Origin of the sequence: Erwinia piriflorinigrans CFBP 5888 (assembly GCF_001050515.1) — a bacterium.
Taxonomy (GTDB): Bacteria; Pseudomonadota; Gammaproteobacteria; order Enterobacterales; family Enterobacteriaceae; genus Erwinia; species Erwinia piriflorinigrans.
On the sequence record NZ_CAHS01000023.1, the window covers coordinates 1 to 17,815 of the forward strand.

A 17,815-nucleotide genomic window follows, 5' to 3' on the forward strand; every position below is an offset into this window, starting at 1 on the left:
CTTTTGCCAGTCCGTGTTTTCCGCCCGTTCCCGGGCGGTAAACACGGACTGGCAAAAGTGGAGCGCTATTAGACGCAGCTATTTAGTATCCTTCTTAGGAATTTAGTCCTGCGCCCTCGTTATCGTAGTCTTCCGCCAAGTTGATGTACGATTTCGGGGGCGTTTGCTATCTATAGTTCAAACATACACTTATGTGTATCCGCTTGTCGATGGCTCCAATAAAAAATCAATTATTTTTGTTAGCTACCCAAGCCCTATACTCACTTATATTCTTATACTTACCATTTCTTAGTGATGAGGTCTTTTCATAATCTCGCCAGTAACCAAGAAACTCTTCTTCTGAAGTAAATATTGATTTACCCGACACAAAATCATCATAACTCCCCTTGATACTACCTATATTAGTAGTATTACCAGAACCAGCTGAATCACCAGCCATTTTCCATTTATCCTGAAGGAAAACACGAACATCCTTATATGGCTTTGGTATTTTATCTATATCATCTACAGTGTAGACATTTAGTGATGATTTCCTCTGAGCAACCCTAACATATACATAGCCGATAACCAGATTGTCACTATACTCACTGAATGGATATACAATATTTTTTGTTTCATTTCTTATAAAACTTGTATACCCACCAAGCGTAAACCCAAATTTATCACCCTCTTTATTTACATAAGTGGTTTTAACATCTATAGCTATTTTTTTACTAGGTGATCCTTTTTTATGTAATGTGAAGTCAGGATAATGATTTTGCTGCCTTGGCTCTTCGACTTCATAACCAAACTCTTCCGCAACCCGACTAATTATCGGCCTAGAAAAAAGCTCAAAAATAGTACTCAATACTTTAGTATCACTACCTAGAGGATAAATTGTTTTATTATCAGAGATAATACCGCAAACATCATACATTTGGCTCTCACTATTTAACTCAACGATTAACCTTTCACGAATACTCATTTTTTAAAATCCTTTAGAATTTCTTCAAATAAATCAACCGGGGAGACTTCCATGGCAACACATAATTCTATGAACTCTGTGATATCTACGCGTCTTTCCCCTTGCTCTATTTTGGATATATAGGACTGAGGCTTTCCAAGCTTAACTGCTAAATCCTGCTGAGATAGCCCAAGTAAGATTCTGTTTTTCTTCAAAATTTCCTTAGCAGACATAGTATTTCTCTTTTTCTTTTTCTATATTCTGCATCCCAAAACGGGATAACCCAAAATAGGTTGATAATTTCACCTATAGCAGGTATGATTTTGAGGTATTTTTATGAGGTAATTAACGTGAAAGATAAAGTATATGTACCACCTATAAAATCCCAAGGGATTAAAACTAAGTTAGTCCCTTGGATAAAAAACCTAGTCCCCAGCGATTTTAATGGGATATGGATAGAACCATTTATGGGTACTGGCGTAGTTGCTTTTAACGTTAGACCTAAAAAGGCAATCATGTGTGATACAAACCCTCACATAATAGATGTATATAATGATATAAAATCAAAAAAAATAACAAAGGAAAAAATTACATCCTACCTAATAAAAGAAGGTGATAAGCTAAACGATAGCGATGGAGAGTATTATTACGAGGTAAGGGAAAGGTTTAATGAATTTGGCGATAGCTTTGATTTCATATTTTTAAATAGATCCTGTTTTAATGGAATGATTAGGTTTAATAAAAAAGGAGGGTTTAACGTTCCTTTCTGTAAGAAACCAAATAGATTTGCACAATCTTATATAACAAAGATATCTAACCAAGTTAATAGAATATCCGAGATAATATCGAGTGGAGAGTATAATTTTATATGCCAACCGTTTGATAAAACCATTTCGATGGCTGAAAGCAGTGACATTATTTATTGCGACCCTCCTTATATTGGAAGGCACGCTGATTACTTTAACTCTTGGGGTGACAAGGAAGAGAGGTTACTACATGAAAAACTATCTTCTCTTAAATCATATTTTATAATGTCAACTTGGCATCACAACGACTACAGAGAAAATGAATACATTAAAGAATTATGGTGCGAATTTAACATTCTTAAAAAAGAGCATTTCTATCACGTTGGTGCTTCAGAAAAAAACAGGTCCCCAATGATTGAAGCATTAATAACAAACATGAATAAAGACATAATTGCAAAAATAGAAAAAATTGAGAGTAAAATTCTCATATTAGAAGAGTAGATTATAAAAAACCAAAGAAAATTTCTTATCGGTATGTACACATGTATACCATACTCGAATTTACTGGTAACCCTAAAATTTAACAAACCAAGCGCGGATTTTATGCGCCTGGTTTGTTGGATTTTAGGGTTGAGCAAGCAAAGTGCGCTAGGGGGCAGTCGGTAGATAGCGTTTTTAATGCTAATGTACGCATACATTAGCATTAATCAGAAAAAGAGGTAGCCGCCCTCGATTGCACGTATTTAACATAACTCCATACTACGCGCACCGCTAAAACGCCCTCAGAGCAATTCTAGGGCTTAATCCATAAAATCCTACGTCTTACCTTCTCAAAATCGCTCAAAATGGCGTAGATAAATTCTTAGGCTGTGAATCGTTATGCGCCCAAGTGACTGACGACTGATTTCAACGAAGAACCACCGCGAACTAAATAGCTGCGCGGAATAGTAGATCACTTTGAGGGAACTCAGTCCGGATTGTGCGATCTGATCAATCGCCAAACCAACCCTATCACCAACCGGGCTGAGCGATGCCGATCATAGCACCCATACTCCGCACCGAACGACGCCTGATGCAGAAAAATATCCATAAAACGCGCAATAAAAACTATGCCCGCAGGCTGACAGCCTTACTGATGCTACACCGGGGTGACAGGGTCAGCGACGTCGCCAGAACGCTCTGCTGCGCCCGCTCATCCGTGGGACGCTGGATTAACTGGTTTACGTTATCTGGCGTGGAGGGCCTCAGGTCTTTACCTGCCGGACGCGGATGCCGCTGGCCGTTTGAACATATTTGCGAACTGATGCGCGTGCTCGTCAGGTATTCACCCGGTGACTTTGGTTATCAGCGGTCCCGCTGGAGTACCGAACTTATGGCGATAAAAATCAATGAGATAACCGGATTTCGGTTGTATACCGGAACAATCCGGCGCTGGCTTTCTGTCGCCGGACTTGTATGGAGGCGCGCAGCGCCCACTCACCGTATCCGTGACCCAAATAAAGAAGAGAAAATGGCAGCGATAAGCGCATCACTGGCGCAGTGCAGTCAGGAACATCCCGTGTTTTATGAAGATGAGGTGGGTATCCATCTCAATCCAAAAATCGGAGCCGACTGGCAACTCAGGGGGCAACAAAAAAAAGGTCGTCACACCGGGTCAGAATGAAAAATATTATCTGGCGGGAGCTCTGCACAGTGGCACCGGGAAAGTCAGTTACGTGGGCGGAAGCAGTAAAATTTCAGCGTTATTTATCAGCCTGTTAAAGCATCTTAAAGCGGCATACCGGCGGGCAAAAACTATCACACTCATCGTCGATAACTACATTATTCACAAAAGCCGGGAAACGCTGAGCTGGCTGAAAAATAATCCAAAGTTCAGGGTGATTTACCAGCCGGTTTACTCGCCGTGGGTCAATCATGCTGAGCGCCTGTGACAGGCCCTGCACGATACCATCACACGCAATCATCAGTGCCGGTCAATGTGGCAACTGTTGAAAAAAGTGAGGCACTTTATGAAAACAGTCAGCCCGTTCCCGGGCGGTAAACACGGACTGGCAAAAGTGGAGCGCTATTAGACGCAGCTATTTAGACGATGTGAAGGCCGGTGTGGAAAGGGCATCATGGTATAGTTCTTGCCTTTTTGATAAATAAGATGATGTATGTTCTGCACTGAAAGGTGAAGATCGTAGGTTCATTAAAGCAATATTTGAAATTTACAAAAGAAGAGATGTCATCGCTGACATGATTGGGATGTATATCGAAGCAGAATTAAAGACGACGGATCGTTCAGGAATCCAATCTATTGATGAAAAGCTAACTAAAACTCTTGTTGGATATAGTGGTGGAAAACTAACAAAAACAGCTATAGCCAGCAGCCTTTCAATATTAGTTGTAAATTCATTTCATTTTAAAAATGAAGTATTAGTTAGACTGAATAAATACTCTATCACCATTGTTACTGTAGCATCATTTTATGGGAAAGTTCAGGTGGCTGCATTAGCTGCCAGAAGATTGCGCCAGCTGTCATCTGGTTTGTATCAGGTATTCTATTCAAATAATATTGAAATGCTCTATTTCTTAATGAGTGACAGCATTGATAAAGCTTTAATTAACTCTATAGGATTGCGTGGAGAAGAACGGTTCATCTCTATAATGAGAAATCTGGCAAGATGATGTCATCATTGTAAGGCTATTGGTTTACACGTTTTATATACCGATACCTGCTTGTTACCCCATTGTTCATTGAACGAGCTGGATCAGCGATTTCCGATAATTCGGGCGCTCCCCTTAATCCCGTTTATCGATGATAAACGGCCCGAACCTATTTTCACGCTAAGTAGCATGAAAATAGCTTAGCACCCTCCTCAGTCATGCGTCTGACGGCAGGAGGGCGCTGGCCATGTTTTCAGATAAAGGGGTTTAGCGCTTAACCATGACATCGCTACGCGGCAGGCGGGGCGCGGCGGCGCCGGTCACCAGCCACACCGCCAGGATGATCAACAATGCCCCGGCAATAAATCCCTGGGACAGCGTTTCGCCGAGGAACAAATAGCCCCACAGCACGCCAAATGGTGGGATCAAAAAGGTGACAGTAAGCGTACGCAGCGGGCCAATGTCGGCGATCAGACGGAAAAACAGGATATAGGCCCAGGCGGTACAGACCAGCCCCAGCGCCAGAACGCATAGCCAGACGCCGGGATGATGCCAGTCAACCGCTGGCTGCGTGCTTATGGAACCAACAAACAGCGGCAGCATAAAGATAAGGGCTCCCAGCTGGCTGCCGAATGCCACCAGCTTCGCGTCCAGTCCACCACGATCGCCAATCCACTTCTTGGTCATAAAACCAGCCAGCGCATAGCAGGCCGTCGCGATCAGGCAAGCGGCGATACCTAACAGCACCGAATGTGACAGGGCCAGGGTGCCAGAGGTCGTCAGCACGGCAATACCTACCAGCCCCAGCACCACGCCGCCGACCTTTCTCAGGTTCAGGGTTTCGCTGAAAAACAGGCCGCCGATCAGTACGCCCATCAGCGGCGTAGTGGCATTGAGGATCGCCGAGTAGCCAGCCGGTAACCATTTTGCCGCCATGCAGTACATCACCAACGGCACCGCAGAATTAATCACCCCCAGCAACATCGCCAGCAGGGCCTTTCCTTTGAAATTAAAAGGCGTGCGCATCACCAGCAGCAGTGCCAGCAGACCGAGACAGCCAAAGAATACGCGGAAAAAAGCCGTGTTTAACGAACCGAAAACCGGCGTAGCGACACGCATAAACAGAAAGCTGGCACCCCAAATGGCCGCCAATAATAATAACCGGCCCATATCCCCTTGCTTCACGCCACTCTCCCGTCAGATATAAGGTTGTGACAGAAGATATGCCTGCCACTGTTAAGCAATATTTATAGGATACATCTGGTAATCGAAGCAAGCCGTTTTCGGACATGGAACGATAAACGTGTTAACCCCATAAGCAGACTTCAAGTAGGCATTTACAGCTGCTGCTTTTTGTCTGTGAAACCGATTATTCCTTGCCGCTTAATTTCAATCTATTTATGCACTTCGCTACCCAGTTAACAGTATGGGGACAGTATCCTTCACATCTGCTTATCAGAATGGTTAAATTCAGTCATCACCATCGATTGGAGTTTATATGCTGTCCTCACATACCGTTAGTTTGGCTATCCAGCGTAACTGGATCGATCTGTACGAGACGATCTGGAAGCCGGATTTTTTCCCAAAATGGGTTTCAGCGCTCGGCCAGGGTTCACTTGAGCAGGAAGGCAATAGCTGGAAGGGCCAGGGCCCGCATGGCCCGGTTAAAGCACGTTTTACCGAGCACAATGCGTTTTGCATCATGGATCACTATATTGACAGCGGTTACAGCAAAGAAATTTTTATACCTATGCGCATCGTTGCCAATGAAGAAGGTGCACAGGTACTTATTACCGTATTTCGTCAGCCTCTTCTTTCGGATGAAAAATTTGCTCAACAGCTGGAGTCAGCGCAACACGATTTGCAGACACTGCATAGCCTGCTGACGACCTGACAACCAGGCCAGGGATGAACGTGCGTCACACAATGGAAAGGAACTTCAGATGCAGAAAATTATCTTCGATACGGATATCGGCGTCGACGACGCTTTTGCTCTCACTTATGCAGCGCAAAGCGTCGATATTATCGGCATCACCACGGTATTTGGCAACGTCCCGGTGGCACAGGCAGTCAGCAACGCGCGCCTGTGTAGTCACAAAATGGGACTGTATATCCCCGTCTATCGCGGCTGCTCACGGCCGCTTATCCATGCACCCACGCCCCCCGCCTGCGCAATACACGGTAAAGATGGCTTCGGCGACGTATTTGATAATCCGTGGAACGGCGCGGCAGGCAACGCCATTGATTTTATTATTAACAGCGTGCGCCACAGCCCTGACGCTCTGACCCTGGTTGCCGCTGGCCCGTTGACCAATATCGCCCTGGCTATCAATCAGGCGCCGGATATCGTCCCGCAGATCAAGCAACTGGTGATGATGGGAGGGGCATTTGGCACGCAGGGGCGTAGCGGTAATATTACCCCCTATGCCGAATGGAACATGTGGCGAGATCCCCATGCCGCAGATCAGGTGCTCCAGTCAGGGCTACCGATCGTCATGGTGCCGCTGGATGTCACGCTTGAGATTCTGGTCAATAGCGATGAGATCCGCGCACTCAATCAGCCCGTTCTTGAAGCTATCTCACGGCGCTATCTGCAATATAGCCGCGAAAAAAATGGCATTCCGGCCATTGCGCTACACGATACGCTCACCATCGCCTGGCTTAATCATCCCGAGTGGTTTGGCACCACGGAATCTCGGGTACGCGTGACCCCCGAGGGCATCAGCCGGGGTCAAACACTGCGCCAGACAGAAATTTCAACATCCCGTAGCGAACCTTTCGTCGGTAATCGGGCACAGAAGCTCTGCCTCACGGTGCAGGCGCAACGGGTCAAACAGCACCTGCTGAATACTCTGCAAGGTTGATAATCAATTTTTTTGATGTAGATAAACAAATCACTCCGCTATTCAAAAATCGTTAGCAGGCGTACTATTGCTTCCATCGAGGCAAAACGCCTTTAATCCTAATGATTAATGAAGGAATGACACCATGAAAAACATCAAAAAATTTGCTGCTATTATCGTTCTCTCTACCGTATCTTTCGCCGGTTTTGCCCAGAGCGTCACCGCAACCGGTACAACGCTGGATAGCGCCGAAGCGAAAATTGCTGCTCAGGCGCAGCAGGCTGGAGCCTCTTATAAAATCACCGAGGCGAATACCAATAACGGCGTGCATATGACTGCCGAGCTGATTAAGTAACCTGAAGGTTTGGACTCACCGACAGGTGACGCAAAGCGTTTAAACCGTTAAAGACCGCCAATGCGGTCCATAACGGTTAGCTAATCCCATGACGGCAACCTGTCCGTAGGAAAACCCGTAGAAGTCTGTCCTGCACAATGAAATATTCATTTCCAAAATAAACAATCTTGAAAAAAACCTGGGCGCAGGGTGTATCTCCAACCCTGTTCAGGTGCGCCAAATCCCCTTCACACGTGAAATTCTGCACTTTTCCCGGTTAGCATCGAGAATATTGAGAGCAACATCATAAATCAAATATTCCAACATTGAACAAAATAGAATATTAATTTAATTATCTCCCATTCACAATCTGCGGGCCGGTCGCCGCTGGCTACCGTACAACGGTCAAGCCGGTCGATGGTGACGTCCATAAGACAGATACAGATTATCAGAGGAGATCATCATGACTATTTATATCGCTAACGCGCCCTGTAGTTGGGGTGTGGATGACCCGAAAAATCCGTATCTGCCCCCTTATGAAAAAGTGCTTAAAGAGGCGGCACAGGCCGGCTACAAAAGCATTGAGCTTGGCCCGTGGAGCTACCTACCAACCGATCCGACGCGGCTTACCAGCCAACTCAATCAGTATGGCCTGTCGCTGGTAGCCGGTACTCTTTTCGATGACCTGGTGAGCGAGGCCAATTTCCCGGCTATGCTGGAATTAACGCACAACATTTGTCGCCACCTGGCTAAAGTGCCGACGGCGGCCAATGTCCACACTGCTCACTTTCAGGCACCTTATCTGGTGATAATCGATTTTGGTCACCCCGGGCGTGCACGTCTTGCCGGTCAGTATCATCAGGCTGAACGCCTGTCGGACGATGACTGGCAACGCATGATGCGGCACATCACGGAAATCAGCCGTATCGCGCAGGAGCAATATGGCGTACGCCCGGTGATCCATCCACATGCCGGTGGCTGTATCGAATTTGCCGATGAAATTGAGCGGCTGGTTCAGGATATTCCGCACAGCGTGGCGGGCCTGTGTCTCGATACCGGCCATCTCTACTATTCAGCGATGGACCCTGTCGCCTGGCTCGACCGTTACTTCGAACGTCTCGACTACATCCACTTTAAGGATGTCAACGAGGCGGTATTCCGCGACGTTATCGCCCGCAGGCTGGACTTTTTTAGCGCCTGTGCTGAAGGCGTGATGTGCCCCATCGGCAAGGGCGCTATCGACTATCCGGCAGTACGTGTTTTGTTAGCCGAGCGTCATTACCAGGGCTGGGTAACCATTGAACAGGAGCGTGACCCGCGCGATGCCGGGGGCAGCCTGCACGACGTCACCGAAAGCCTGCGTTACCTCAAATCCGTTGGATTTTAATCAAGGAGTCACCCGATGATTAACGGCATTAAACCTCTCAATCGCTCCCTGCGCTGGGGCATGGTGGGCGGCGGCGGCACCAGCCAGATAGGCTATATCCATCGTTCAGCCGCGCTGCGTGATAACACCTTCACGCTGCTGGCAGGCGCGTTTGATATTGATGCTGAGCGCGGTCGAGCGTTTGGCGCGAGTCTCGGCATCGACAGCCGTCGCTGTTATGCGGACTATCAGACGCTGTTCCGTCAGGAAGCGGAGCGCGCCGACGGCATTGAGGCAGTATCGATCGCCACGCCGAACAACACCCACTTTGCTATCTGCAAAGCGGCGCTGGAGTGTGGCCTCCATGTGGTCTGCGAAAAACCCCTGTGCTTCACCACCGCAGAGGCAAAGGAGCTGGCAGCACTCAGCCAAAAACAGAACAAAATTGTTGGCGTAACCTACGGTTACTCTGGTTTCCAGCTTATCCAGCAGGCACGCACGATGATCGCCGAAGGGCTGCTGGGGGATATCCGCATTGTTAATATGTCGTTTTCGCACGGTTTTCATCATGAAGCGGTTGAGCTGGATAATCCGAGCACACGCTGGCGCGTTGACCCGAAGTTTGTCGGGCCAAGTTATGTATTAGGCGACCTGGCGACCCATCCGCTGTTTCTGGCAGAAACCCTGCTTCCGGCGCTGAAAATTAAACGCCTGATGTGCTCACGCCAGAGTTTTGTGAAAACCCGTGCGCCGCTGGAAGATAATGCTTTTGTCCTGATGGAGTACGATAACGGCGCGGTGGGATCGCTGTGGTGTTCAGCGGTCAACAGCGGATCGATGCACGGTCAGAAGATCCGGGTGATCGGCTCCAAAGCCAGCATTGAGTGGTGGGATGAACAGCCAAACCAGCTACGCTATGAAATACAGGGCGAGCCGGTACGCATTCTGGAGCGCGGCATGAACTATCTGGCTCCGCATGTGCTGGAAGAAGATCGCATCAGCGGCGGCCATGCGGAAGGGCTGTTTGAAGCCTGGTCAAACCTGTATCGCCGTTTTGCCATCGCGATGGATGCCACCGACCGTGACGATAGCGCGCTGCTGGCTGACTTCTGGTATCCGGACGTCCACGCGGGCGTAGCGGGCGTACAGTGGGTTGAACGCTGCGTTGAGTCGGCGGATGCGGGCGCAATCTGGGTAGATTTCGCGGGTTAATCGGCGTCAAAAGAGAGGGGCGGTCGACGGCGATCGCCCTCACGCCATACCGTTAAAACCCGGTTCCGATCAACGGCCAGCTTGCTACACGGAAAATTTTCATCAACCGCGCCATTTTCTTCACTATTTTGCGCCGCTCCCGAAGCATAATAACGGTTCACTTCTTCGGAGTCGGTTGCAGATGCCCTTTTCTAACGGTTTTTTACTGAGCCTTTCCCTGTGCCTGGATATTGGCGTTGCCAATATCGCCATGATTACCCTGGCGATGCAGCGTGGCTATTTGCATGGTTTCTGGTTGGGGATCGGCACCTGCGTCGGCGATCTGATCTACGCGATCCTCGCGATGGCAGGCATGACGGTGCTGCTACAGTTCGCCAGCGTGCGCTGGGTTTTATGGATTGGCGGCTCCCTGATGCTGCTGTGGTTTGCCTGGAAAATGGTGCAGAGCGCGCTGCGCCCCTCAACCGAACTGAGCGTGGGTGATATCGGCCAACGGCTGAGCATGCGGCAGAACTTCCTGCGCGGCATTCTACTTGCCGTTTCCTCACCGAGCGCCATCTTATGGTTTGCCGCCGTTGGCGGTGCCTTGATTGCGCGCATGGGCAATGACAGCACGGCGGCATCGGGGTGGTTTCTGGCCGGATTCTTCCTGGCGGGCGTAAGCTGGACGGCATTCCTGTGCGCGGCGGCCAGCATCGGCGGGCGGGTTCTGGGGGCAAAAATGCTGCGTGGCTCATATATCGTTTCCGCGCTGATTTTCTGCTATTTCGCCGCTTACGTGATTATCTCCGGCTACCGCGAGTTTATCGGCTGACGGGGGGGGCAAAGACTGTTGGGGCGTGATGGTATGTTCTGGTGAAGGGATCCGGCAGCATCGGTAGGATGAAGATAGTAAAAAATCACCAAGACATAACTTTTATCACTCATTCGCTTTCAAATATAACCATAAATGGTTATATTATGCTTAATCTATAGCGCACGGTTTTTATGCTGTAAACATCAAGGGAATGTATGGCAAGGATCGCATGGACAAAATCAGCGGCTAAACAATTGCTGAAAATTGACACTCGATACAGAAAACCAATCACGCAGAAGGTGAGCGAACTGACCAGCTTCCCGGACGTGAATCTTGACCTTAAAAAGCTGTTCGGTAATGGCGGTGACTATCGGTTAAGAGTTGGCGACTACAGAATCATTTTCAACTTGATTGACGGGGAACCTGTAGTGATTGAAATAACGCGGATTGCCCGAAGGACCAGCAAAACCTGGTGATTAAGGCATCGGAGATGGCCATGCCTTTTCTCCCCTAATCGATAGAAGTCAAGACTTAAACAAGCCACAGGTTAGCGGTATCAGGAGTTAAAATGGGTGTAATACAGTATGTTTATGATGATAAAGGTGATTGCACCGCCGCCATCATCCCTATAGAACTTTACAAAAAAATGGCCCGGGGTGCCGATCTCGCCGTAGTCTATGAAAGCATCCCCTATGCACGTAGCCAGAGCGATGATGAAACCATTCCCCACGAAGTCATCACTCTCATGGTGGAGAACGACGTCTCGCTCCAAGCAGCATGGCGTATGCACCGTGGCATGTCACAACAGAACGTGGCAGAGGCGTTAGGCGTGAAACAAAGCGCGATTTCCAATATGGAGAAACGCCTGAAACCACAGGCCGCTACGCGTGAAAGGCTGGCTGAACTTTACCATTGCCGCGTTGGGCAACTAACTCTCGACTAAGCACGTAGTGAGCTGAAGCAGCGCAGTCGCCCCGGCCTGACATATTATGGTCGGGGATCCTTCAGGCAACACCGTCGTTTCCCGTTTGAATTAGCCCAGCAGCCCGAGGTGTTCAACCAGGATACTGCTGCCGATACCAATCAATACCACGCCGCCAAAGATTTCTGCCCATTTACCCATTACCGGGCCGAGAAAGCGACCCAGCAGAATCCCCATCGACGCCATAATCATGGTCGAGGCGCCAATCGCCAGCGCGGTAGTCACAATATTGACCTGCAAAAACGCGAGGCCCACACCGACCGCCATCGCATCAAGGCTGGTTGCCACCGCAGTACAGGCCAACAGCCAGAACCCGTGGCTGTTTGGTGCTTCCTCGGGTTTGCACTCTTTCTTGCGTATCCCTTCAGCGATCATACGCGCACCGAGAATAAACAGCAGGCCAAACGCCACCCAGTGATCCCACGCCATCACATACTGGCTGGCGGCGATACCGATCGCCCAACCGACAAGCGGGGTCAGTGCTTCAATCACGCCAAAAATAAGGCCGGTGCGCAGGGCTTCTTTCAACGTTGGACGATGCAGGCTGGCCCCTTTACCGATAGCGGCGGCAAAAGCGTCCATCGACATACCAAAAGCCAGAATCAGGGTTGCGTATAGGTTCATTGTATTTATCCCAGTCTGAGTCGACGGGTACGTTCCAATCGTTAAAATATTGGCTTATGTTGCAATTTTAACCACAAGCCAGCTCAAGTGAGGGGCATCCTAGCACGCGATCATAAATTAAAAAAGACAGTAAAATCATGGATTTGAATATAGCCTCGGCTATACTTTTTAACGAATGCTATTTTTGACGTCAATTCCAAAGCGGAAACTCTAAAAGAATTACCGTGTTACACAAAGAACGGGGTTAAACACCCCTGACGGTATTGGGGGATAATTCACTGAGTCAGCCTGAACGGCCTTATGCTTTTTTTTTTTACCCAAGGCATTCTCTCTTCATGCGAAGCGGAAGCAGGCGATTTGCCCGTTCACCAAGCCGGCCGCCGGGTGCATGCCCTAAGCAACGATTGTTTAAACAATGAACCCAAACCGGGGTTGTCAGCCAGGAGCAGCGGAAAATTCATCCGCGGTTTACGTGCTTAACAACCCCATTGCCAGCGTTGTTTACTGAGCCAGATAACGACTGAGGAAGATAGCCGCTCTTTTGGTCACGACAGGGAGAGAAGCAATTTCCAGCGTCTCATCTAGACCGTGCGCGCCTTTACCCCAGGGGCCAAGACCGTCGATGCTGGCCGAAACAGTTTGCGCAATATACGAAACATCTGAACCACCACGTTCAGCCGCCGGCACAGACTTCAGCTGCGGCCCACCCAGCGCGGTATTGATTGTGCTGAACTGAGCTAAAAGCTGCCTGTTGCCATCGCTCTCCGGCATGGCTGGCATGATGTCTTTGAATGTCAACTGGCTGGAGGTAAGCGGTAACGAGTTGCCTGCAATATCACGCATTTTCTGCTCTGCCTTGTTTTTCTGGTTCCCGGAATAAAAACGCAAGTCGCCATGCACCAGAGTTTGTGCTGCAATAACGGTTTTCTTGCCGCTGGCGTTACCGGTACTTTGCTGTACATCTTCGCTGACAGTCTGTCCGCCAAGAATAAGACCCGGATTAAGCGTTAACCCGGACGCCACGGACGTCTCTGAAAAGGCCGTGCGGAACGCGTTCAATACCCGCGCAGTTTCATAAATGGCACCATCTCCAGACTCTGGCCCGAATACGGTGGATGAATGGCGTGATTTACCCGTACTGGAAAGGTACCATTCGCTCAATCCTCTTCTGTTTGTCACCAGCTGGTCTTCAGCCAGAGAAAACTCGAATCCTAATGCAATATCGCTGCCCTGAGCGGCTTCAAGCAGTGCCTTACGTGAGATTTCGGTGGGTTTCGCCGCCTGCTCCTCATCGCCAGTAAGCACAACGGTAATATTGGCATTTTTTAATTTGCCGGCGTGCTTCAGCGCTTTGAGCGAATATAAGATAGTCACTACGCCACCTTTATCATCGATAACACCAGGCCCGGTCGCGGATTTTTGATCTGCAGAAAGCGTGAATGACTGAAAAGGACTGTTGCCGGGGAAGACCGTATCCAGGTGGCCGATCAGCAAGATCCGCTTCCCTGACCCGCTATGGGTCGCCACTAAACTACCCGCGTGTTTCATGGTTGCGGGCAGGTCGACCCATTTTGTCTTAAAGCCCAGGCTCTCGAATTCAGGCCGCACCATTTCCCCAATTTGTTTCACTCCCTGGATGTTTTCCGTGCCGCTATTGATATTAACCATGTTCTCTAATAATTTGAGCTGGCTTGTTTTATGCCGATCGATGTAATCGACTAAAACCTCTTCATTGGTACTCAACGTTGCACTGGCTACCGGTATGTAATTGACGCCAGACAGCGTTAATAGTAAAAAAAATAATTTCGCTTTCATGTTTCCTCACAGGTTCAATTATTCTGCACCTTACCGAAACATATCGAGCCTGCACGCATTAACAAGCCCTCCGTCTGGCTGGATGGCAGCGGATGGGATTAATTTTTGGCCGCGAGCATAGCCGTTATAGCCGTACGGGTTTACGGCGGTTGACACTTTAAACATTGAAATTAAGATCGGCAATCGGAATAGTCGGTTACCTGGCAGGCACCTGATAAATATGGAATTGCGATGAAAAACCCTTTTGAAACTTTCCTGATGCCCATGAGCACCCTGCTGCTTGGCTTTCTTTCCGCGCTGCTGCTGCCCGCGCCCTGGTTCGGACTGGCGCTAACGCATAAGCTGGTGGAGGTTTTCCATCTGGAGGATGTCGGACAACTGTATACGCTGGTGTTCTGCCTGTGGTTTTTGCTGCTTGGCGCGCTGGAGTATTACGTGATCCGCTTTATCTGGCTGCGGTTTATCCATCCCCATCAATAGAAAGGCGCCAGCAAAAGCCAGCGCCGACAACAATGGCAGAATGACGTGAACTGACAGCCTGTACCGCCAGCTCACGCCCTGCCATCTATTCAGCCGTTAAACACCATTGCCACACCGCCGGCAAAGATCAGCAGCCCGACGAAAAACAGCACGATCGCGGTCACCGCATTATCTTGTTTCATTATTTCTTCTCCTTAGAACCACTGGCCGAAACGGCGCATATAGAGGCGTTTTACGCCCTGAGTCACCAGGCAGTAGCCGAGCAGCGTGGCCAACAGCCACGGGAAGTAGCTCCACGGCAGCGGCACCAGACCAACGGCGTGACCGAGCGGCGAGAACGGGATAAGAATACCCAGCGCCATCACCAGCCCGGTCATCAGCATCACCGGCAATGCGGCACGGCTCTGGATAAACGGAATTTTCTGGGTACGCAGCATATGCACCACCAGCGTCTGCGACAGCAGCCCTTCGACAAACCAGCCGGACTGGAATAACGCCTGTGATTCGACGCTGTTAGCGGCAAAAACGTGCCACATCAGCCAGAATGTGGTGATGTCGAAAATTGACGATGTCGGGCCGATACACAGCATAAAGCGGCCAATATTTTTCGCATTCCACTTACGCGGCTTACGCAGAAATTCTTTATCCATTTTGTCCCACGGCAGCGCCATCTGGGACAGATCGTACATCAGGTTCTGCAACAACAGATGGATCGCCATCATCGGCAGGAACGGAATAAACGCACTGGCGACCAGCACCGAAAAGACATTGCCAAAATTGGAGCTGGCGGTCATGTTCAGGTACTTAATGATATTACCGAAGGTTTCACGGCCCTTAATCACCCCCTGTTCCAGCACCAGCAGGCTTTTCTCCAGCAAAATAATATCTGCCGACTCTTTGGCAATATCGGTCGCGCTATCGACAGAAATACCGATATCCGCCGCGCGCAGTGCCGGAGCATCGTTGATGCCGTCGCCCAGGAAGCCCACGGTGTGACCGTTGCTTTGCAGCATCCGTAACACGCGGGTTTTCTGCTGCGGGCTGAGGCGACAAAATAGCGTTCTTTGCTCCACCAGCCGCGCCAGCTCTTCATCATCGAGGCGCGAAATCTCACTACCGCACAGGGGTTCACCCGGCTCCAGTCCGACGTCACGACAGATTTTCGTGGTGATAACCGCGTTATCGCCGGTTAACACTTTGACCGTGACACCACTTTCATGCAGAGCGGCAATCGCTTCTGCGGCGCTCTCTTTAGGCGGGTCGAGGAACGTCAACATGCCGCTGATGACCAGTTCACGCTCGTCTGCTGCACTAAGCTGCTCTGTAAGCGTGTGCTCACTTACTTGGCGAGAGGCGATGAGCAGTACGCGGAATCCCTGACGGTTGTAGCTTTCCGCCAGCTGCTTCACCTGCTGGCGGGCCGCTTCATCCAGCGGGCGCACCTCGCCCTCGTCCATCCAGTAGGCTGACACCGCCAGCATTTCATCCACAGCCCCTTTGCAGATCAGGGTCTGCTGGTTCTCGTCAGCCACTAGCACTGACAGGCGACGGCGTTCAAAATCAAACGGCAGTTCATCCACCTTGCGAAAACGCCACAGCCCACCAATCGTCACACTGCCCTGACTGAAGGCGAGGATGGCTTTATCCATCAGATTTTTTACCCCGGTCTGATGGCGGCTGTTGAGCCAGGCATATTGCAACACACGCTCATCGCTACGACCGTGCAGGTTGAGATGCTGCGCAAGGATGATCCGATCCTGAGTCAGGGTGCCGGTTTTATCACTGCACAGCACGTCCATCGCGCCAAAGTTCTGGATGGCATTCAGGCGCTTAACCACGACTTTGCGCTTAGACAGCGCAATGGCTCCCTTCGCCAGGTTAGAACTGACGATCATGGGCAGCATTTCCGGCGTCAGGCCAACGGCCACCGCCAGAGCAAACAGCAGCGCATCGCTCCAGTCACCTTTGATGTAGCCGTTTAGCAGCAGCACTATCGGCACCATCACCAGCATAAAGCGGATCAGCAGCCAGCTAACGCTGTTGACGCCTCTGTCAAAAGAGGTTTGTGGGCGGTCGCCTAACAATGAGTGAGCCAGCGAGCCAAACCAGGTGTCGTTACCCGTTGCCACCACCACCGCCGTGGCAGTTCCGCTGGCGACATTGGTTCCCATCAGGCAGATGCCGGGCTGGCTGAGCAGATCCTGTTCATCAAGCGGTTCCGTAAGCGTTTCGCGGTGCGGTCGGCTGGAGGTGTCATATTTTTCGACAGGCAATGCTTCGCCGCTCAAAGCCGCCTGGCTGACGAAAAGATCGCGGGAGGTGAGCAGCCGTACATCAGCTGGGATCATATCCCCGGCGGACAGCATAACGATATCTCCCGGCACCACTTCGGCAAGCGGAACCTCAAGATGTACCGCCTCACGGTCAGCATGGCTACGGCGGACAACGGTAGCCGTGGTGCGTACCAGCGATTTCAGCGCCTCTGCCGCTTTATTTGTGCGGTACTCCTGCCAGAAACGCAGCAGCCCGCTCATGCCGATCATCACCAGCAGGATGGTAACCTTGGTCAGATCGGTCTCCTCACCCTGATGCTGTGGCAACACATAGTCGGTGAAGAAGCTGATCGCGGTCAGCACGATCAGTATCCAGATAAACGGGTTGTTGAAAGCCTGTAGCATTTGCCGCCACGCGGCAGGCGCACGTTCACTGGCAACCTGGTTAGGCCCATGCTGCTGCAAACGTTCGGCCGCATCTTCATAGGTCAGCCCCTGGTACTGGGTATTCAGGCGAGCAAGGGTATTGTCCAGGCTCTGTGTCGCTGCACTGGCAATCGCCAGATCGCGGGCCTTTTTCAGGTTGGCTTTATGCATTTTCATCTGCCAGTTCCTTGAATTAAATGTTTTTTACGTGCAGGCGTAGCACGCCTGCCAAAAGGATTTTTCAAAACGATTCAGAGGGAAGGCGGAGCTGACAGGGTTAAATAACCCGGGTGGCTATCCAAAATAACGAGTGCGGCAGCATAGCG

The 17,815-nt window shown here is 50.0% G+C and carries 17 protein-coding genes and 1 pseudogene; 12 read left to right on the top strand and 6 right to left on the bottom strand.

All coding sequences use genetic code 11. From position 1 onward, the window contains the following. Positions 1-226: 226 nt before the first annotated feature. Together EPIR_RS17175 and EPIR_RS17180 are read right to left on the bottom strand one after the other, a co-directional pair. Positions 227-964, bottom strand: a complete 738-nt coding sequence (locus tag EPIR_RS17175) for a type II restriction endonuclease (protein ID WP_048698018.1) — start codon at positions 962-964, stop codon at positions 227-229. After that, on the bottom strand, positions 961-1,176 hold the full coding sequence (locus EPIR_RS17180) for a helix-turn-helix domain-containing protein (RefSeq protein WP_048698021.1): 216 nt from the start codon (positions 1,174-1,176) through the stop codon (positions 961-963). The genes EPIR_RS17175 and EPIR_RS17180 overlap by 4 nt, the downstream gene beginning before the upstream one ends. 117 nt (positions 1,177-1,293) lie before the next feature. On the opposite strand from EPIR_RS17180, the gene EPIR_RS17185 reads away from it, so the two are divergent. The 3 genes and pseudogenes from EPIR_RS17185 (at position 1,294) to EPIR_RS17195 (ending at position 4,359) form a co-directional block, all read left to right on the top strand. Beyond that, on the top strand, positions 1,294-2,190 hold the full coding sequence (locus EPIR_RS17185; RefSeq protein ID WP_072066065.1) for a Dam family site-specific DNA-(adenine-N6)-methyltransferase: 897 nt from the start codon (positions 1,294-1,296) through the stop codon (positions 2,188-2,190). 529 nt (positions 2,191-2,719) lie between these two features. After that, positions 2,720-3,761: pseudogene (locus EPIR_RS17190) on the top strand (IS630 family transposase). A 175-nt stretch (positions 3,762-3,936) separates the two neighbouring features. After that, positions 3,937-4,359 carry a hypothetical protein gene (locus tag EPIR_RS17195; RefSeq protein WP_240987380.1) on the top strand — a complete coding sequence of 141 codons (423 nt, stop codon included), beginning with the start codon at positions 3,937-3,939 and terminating at the stop codon, positions 4,357-4,359. A gap of 246 nt (positions 4,360-4,605) precedes the next feature. Here the strand turns inward: EPIR_RS17195 and EPIR_RS17200 are convergent, their stop codons facing one another. Next, entirely contained in the window at positions 4,606-5,523 is a 918-nt protein-coding gene (locus EPIR_RS17200) for a DMT family transporter (protein WP_023656761.1), read from the bottom strand. Positions 5,524-5,836: 313 nt separating this feature from the next. On the opposite strand from EPIR_RS17200, the gene EPIR_RS17205 reads away from it, so the two are divergent. The 8 genes from EPIR_RS17205 to EPIR_RS17240 all read left to right on the top strand — a co-directional run bounded on the left by EPIR_RS17205 (position 5,837) and on the right by EPIR_RS17240 (position 11,832). Then, positions 5,837-6,232, top strand: coding sequence for a hypothetical protein (locus EPIR_RS17205; protein WP_023656762.1), 396 nt, complete (start codon positions 5,837-5,839; stop codon positions 6,230-6,232). Between the two features lie 49 nt (positions 6,233-6,281). Then, positions 6,282-7,202, top strand: a complete 921-nt coding sequence (locus tag EPIR_RS17210; RefSeq protein WP_023656763.1) for a nucleoside hydrolase — start codon at positions 6,282-6,284, stop codon at positions 7,200-7,202. A 124-nt stretch (positions 7,203-7,326) separates the two neighbouring features. Then, on the top strand, positions 7,327-7,536 hold the full coding sequence (locus EPIR_RS17215; protein WP_023656764.1) for a YdgH/BhsA/McbA-like domain containing protein: 210 nt from the start codon (positions 7,327-7,329) through the stop codon (positions 7,534-7,536). Between the two features lie 442 nt (positions 7,537-7,978). After that, on the top strand, positions 7,979-8,902 hold the full coding sequence (locus tag EPIR_RS17220) for a TIM barrel protein (protein ID WP_023656765.1): 924 nt from the start codon (positions 7,979-7,981) through the stop codon (positions 8,900-8,902). A 15-nt stretch (positions 8,903-8,917) separates the two neighbouring features. After that, complete coding sequence (locus EPIR_RS17225) at positions 8,918-10,093, top strand: Gfo/Idh/MocA family protein (RefSeq protein ID WP_023656766.1); 1,176 nt, start codon at positions 8,918-8,920, stop codon at positions 10,091-10,093. 181 nt (positions 10,094-10,274) lie between these two features. Next, positions 10,275-10,907 carry a LysE family translocator gene (locus EPIR_RS17230; protein WP_023656768.1) on the top strand — a complete coding sequence of 211 codons (633 nt, stop codon included), beginning with the start codon at positions 10,275-10,277 and terminating at the stop codon, positions 10,905-10,907. 197 nt (positions 10,908-11,104) lie between these two features. Beyond that, positions 11,105-11,365: a type II toxin-antitoxin system RelE family toxin gene (locus EPIR_RS17235; RefSeq protein WP_023656769.1), complete on the top strand. Its 261-nt coding sequence runs from the start codon at positions 11,105-11,107 to the stop codon at positions 11,363-11,365. A 92-nt stretch (positions 11,366-11,457) separates the two neighbouring features. Then, positions 11,458-11,832, top strand: coding sequence for a helix-turn-helix domain-containing protein (locus EPIR_RS17240; protein ID WP_023656770.1), 375 nt, complete (start codon positions 11,458-11,460; stop codon positions 11,830-11,832). Between the two features lie 90 nt (positions 11,833-11,922). Here the strand turns inward: EPIR_RS17240 and mntP are convergent, their stop codons facing one another. Both mntP and EPIR_RS17250 read right to left on the bottom strand, forming a co-directional pair. Beyond that, entirely contained in the window at positions 11,923-12,495 is a 573-nt protein-coding gene (gene mntP, locus EPIR_RS17245) for a manganese efflux pump MntP (RefSeq protein ID WP_023656771.1), read from the bottom strand. Positions 12,496-12,996: 501 nt separating this feature from the next. After that, positions 12,997-14,310: a M20 family metallopeptidase gene (locus EPIR_RS17250; protein WP_023656772.1), complete on the bottom strand. Its 1,314-nt coding sequence runs from the start codon at positions 14,308-14,310 to the stop codon at positions 12,997-12,999. A gap of 231 nt (positions 14,311-14,541) precedes the next feature. Between EPIR_RS17250 and EPIR_RS17255 the strand changes: the two genes are divergently transcribed. Then, the gene (locus tag EPIR_RS17255) at positions 14,542-14,790 is read left to right on the top strand and encodes a DUF1158 family protein (RefSeq protein WP_023656773.1); all 249 of its coding nucleotides are present in this window, start codon (positions 14,542-14,544) and stop codon (positions 14,788-14,790) included. A gap of 194 nt (positions 14,791-14,984) precedes the next feature. Here EPIR_RS17255 and mgtA read toward each other — a convergent pair whose 3' ends face one another. Further along, complete coding sequence (gene mgtA / locus EPIR_RS17260) at positions 14,985-17,666, bottom strand: magnesium-translocating P-type ATPase (protein ID WP_023656775.1); 2,682 nt, start codon at positions 17,664-17,666, stop codon at positions 14,985-14,987. Positions 17,667-17,815: the final 149 nt, after the last annotated feature.

What these genes read in the sequence shown, in the direction of transcription:
- EPIR_RS17175 (WP_048698018.1), bottom strand. Translation starts at nt 964, where the DNA reads ATGAGTATTCGTGAAAGGTTAATCGTTGAGTTAAATAGTGAGAGCCAA.
- EPIR_RS17180 (WP_048698021.1), bottom strand. Translation starts at nt 1,176, where the DNA reads ATGTCTGCTAAGGAAATTTTGAAGAAAAACAGAATCTTACTTGGGCTA.
- EPIR_RS17195 (WP_240987380.1), top strand. Translation starts at nt 3,937, where the DNA reads ATGTATATCGAAGCAGAATTAAAGACGACGGATCGTTCAGGAATCCAA.
- EPIR_RS17205 (WP_023656762.1), top strand. Translation starts at nt 5,837, where the DNA reads ATGCTGTCCTCACATACCGTTAGTTTGGCTATCCAGCGTAACTGGATC.
- EPIR_RS17210 (WP_023656763.1), top strand. Translation starts at nt 6,282, where the DNA reads ATGCAGAAAATTATCTTCGATACGGATATCGGCGTCGACGACGCTTTT.
- EPIR_RS17215 (WP_023656764.1), top strand. Translation starts at nt 7,327, where the DNA reads ATGAAAAACATCAAAAAATTTGCTGCTATTATCGTTCTCTCTACCGTA.
- EPIR_RS17220 (WP_023656765.1), top strand. Translation starts at nt 7,979, where the DNA reads ATGACTATTTATATCGCTAACGCGCCCTGTAGTTGGGGTGTGGATGAC.
- EPIR_RS17225 (WP_023656766.1), top strand. Translation starts at nt 8,918, where the DNA reads ATGATTAACGGCATTAAACCTCTCAATCGCTCCCTGCGCTGGGGCATG.
- EPIR_RS17230 (WP_023656768.1), top strand. Translation starts at nt 10,275, where the DNA reads ATGCCCTTTTCTAACGGTTTTTTACTGAGCCTTTCCCTGTGCCTGGAT.
- EPIR_RS17235 (WP_023656769.1), top strand. Translation starts at nt 11,105, where the DNA reads ATGGCAAGGATCGCATGGACAAAATCAGCGGCTAAACAATTGCTGAAA.
- EPIR_RS17240 (WP_023656770.1), top strand. Translation starts at nt 11,458, where the DNA reads ATGGGTGTAATACAGTATGTTTATGATGATAAAGGTGATTGCACCGCC.
- mntP (WP_023656771.1), bottom strand. Translation starts at nt 12,495, where the DNA reads ATGAACCTATACGCAACCCTGATTCTGGCTTTTGGTATGTCGATGGAC.
- EPIR_RS17250 (WP_023656772.1), bottom strand. Translation starts at nt 14,310, where the DNA reads ATGAAAGCGAAATTATTTTTTTTACTATTAACGCTGTCTGGCGTCAAT.
- EPIR_RS17255 (WP_023656773.1), top strand. Translation starts at nt 14,542, where the DNA reads ATGAAAAACCCTTTTGAAACTTTCCTGATGCCCATGAGCACCCTGCTG.
- mgtA (WP_023656775.1), bottom strand. Translation starts at nt 17,666, where the DNA reads ATGAAAATGCATAAAGCCAACCTGAAAAAGGCCCGCGATCTGGCGATT.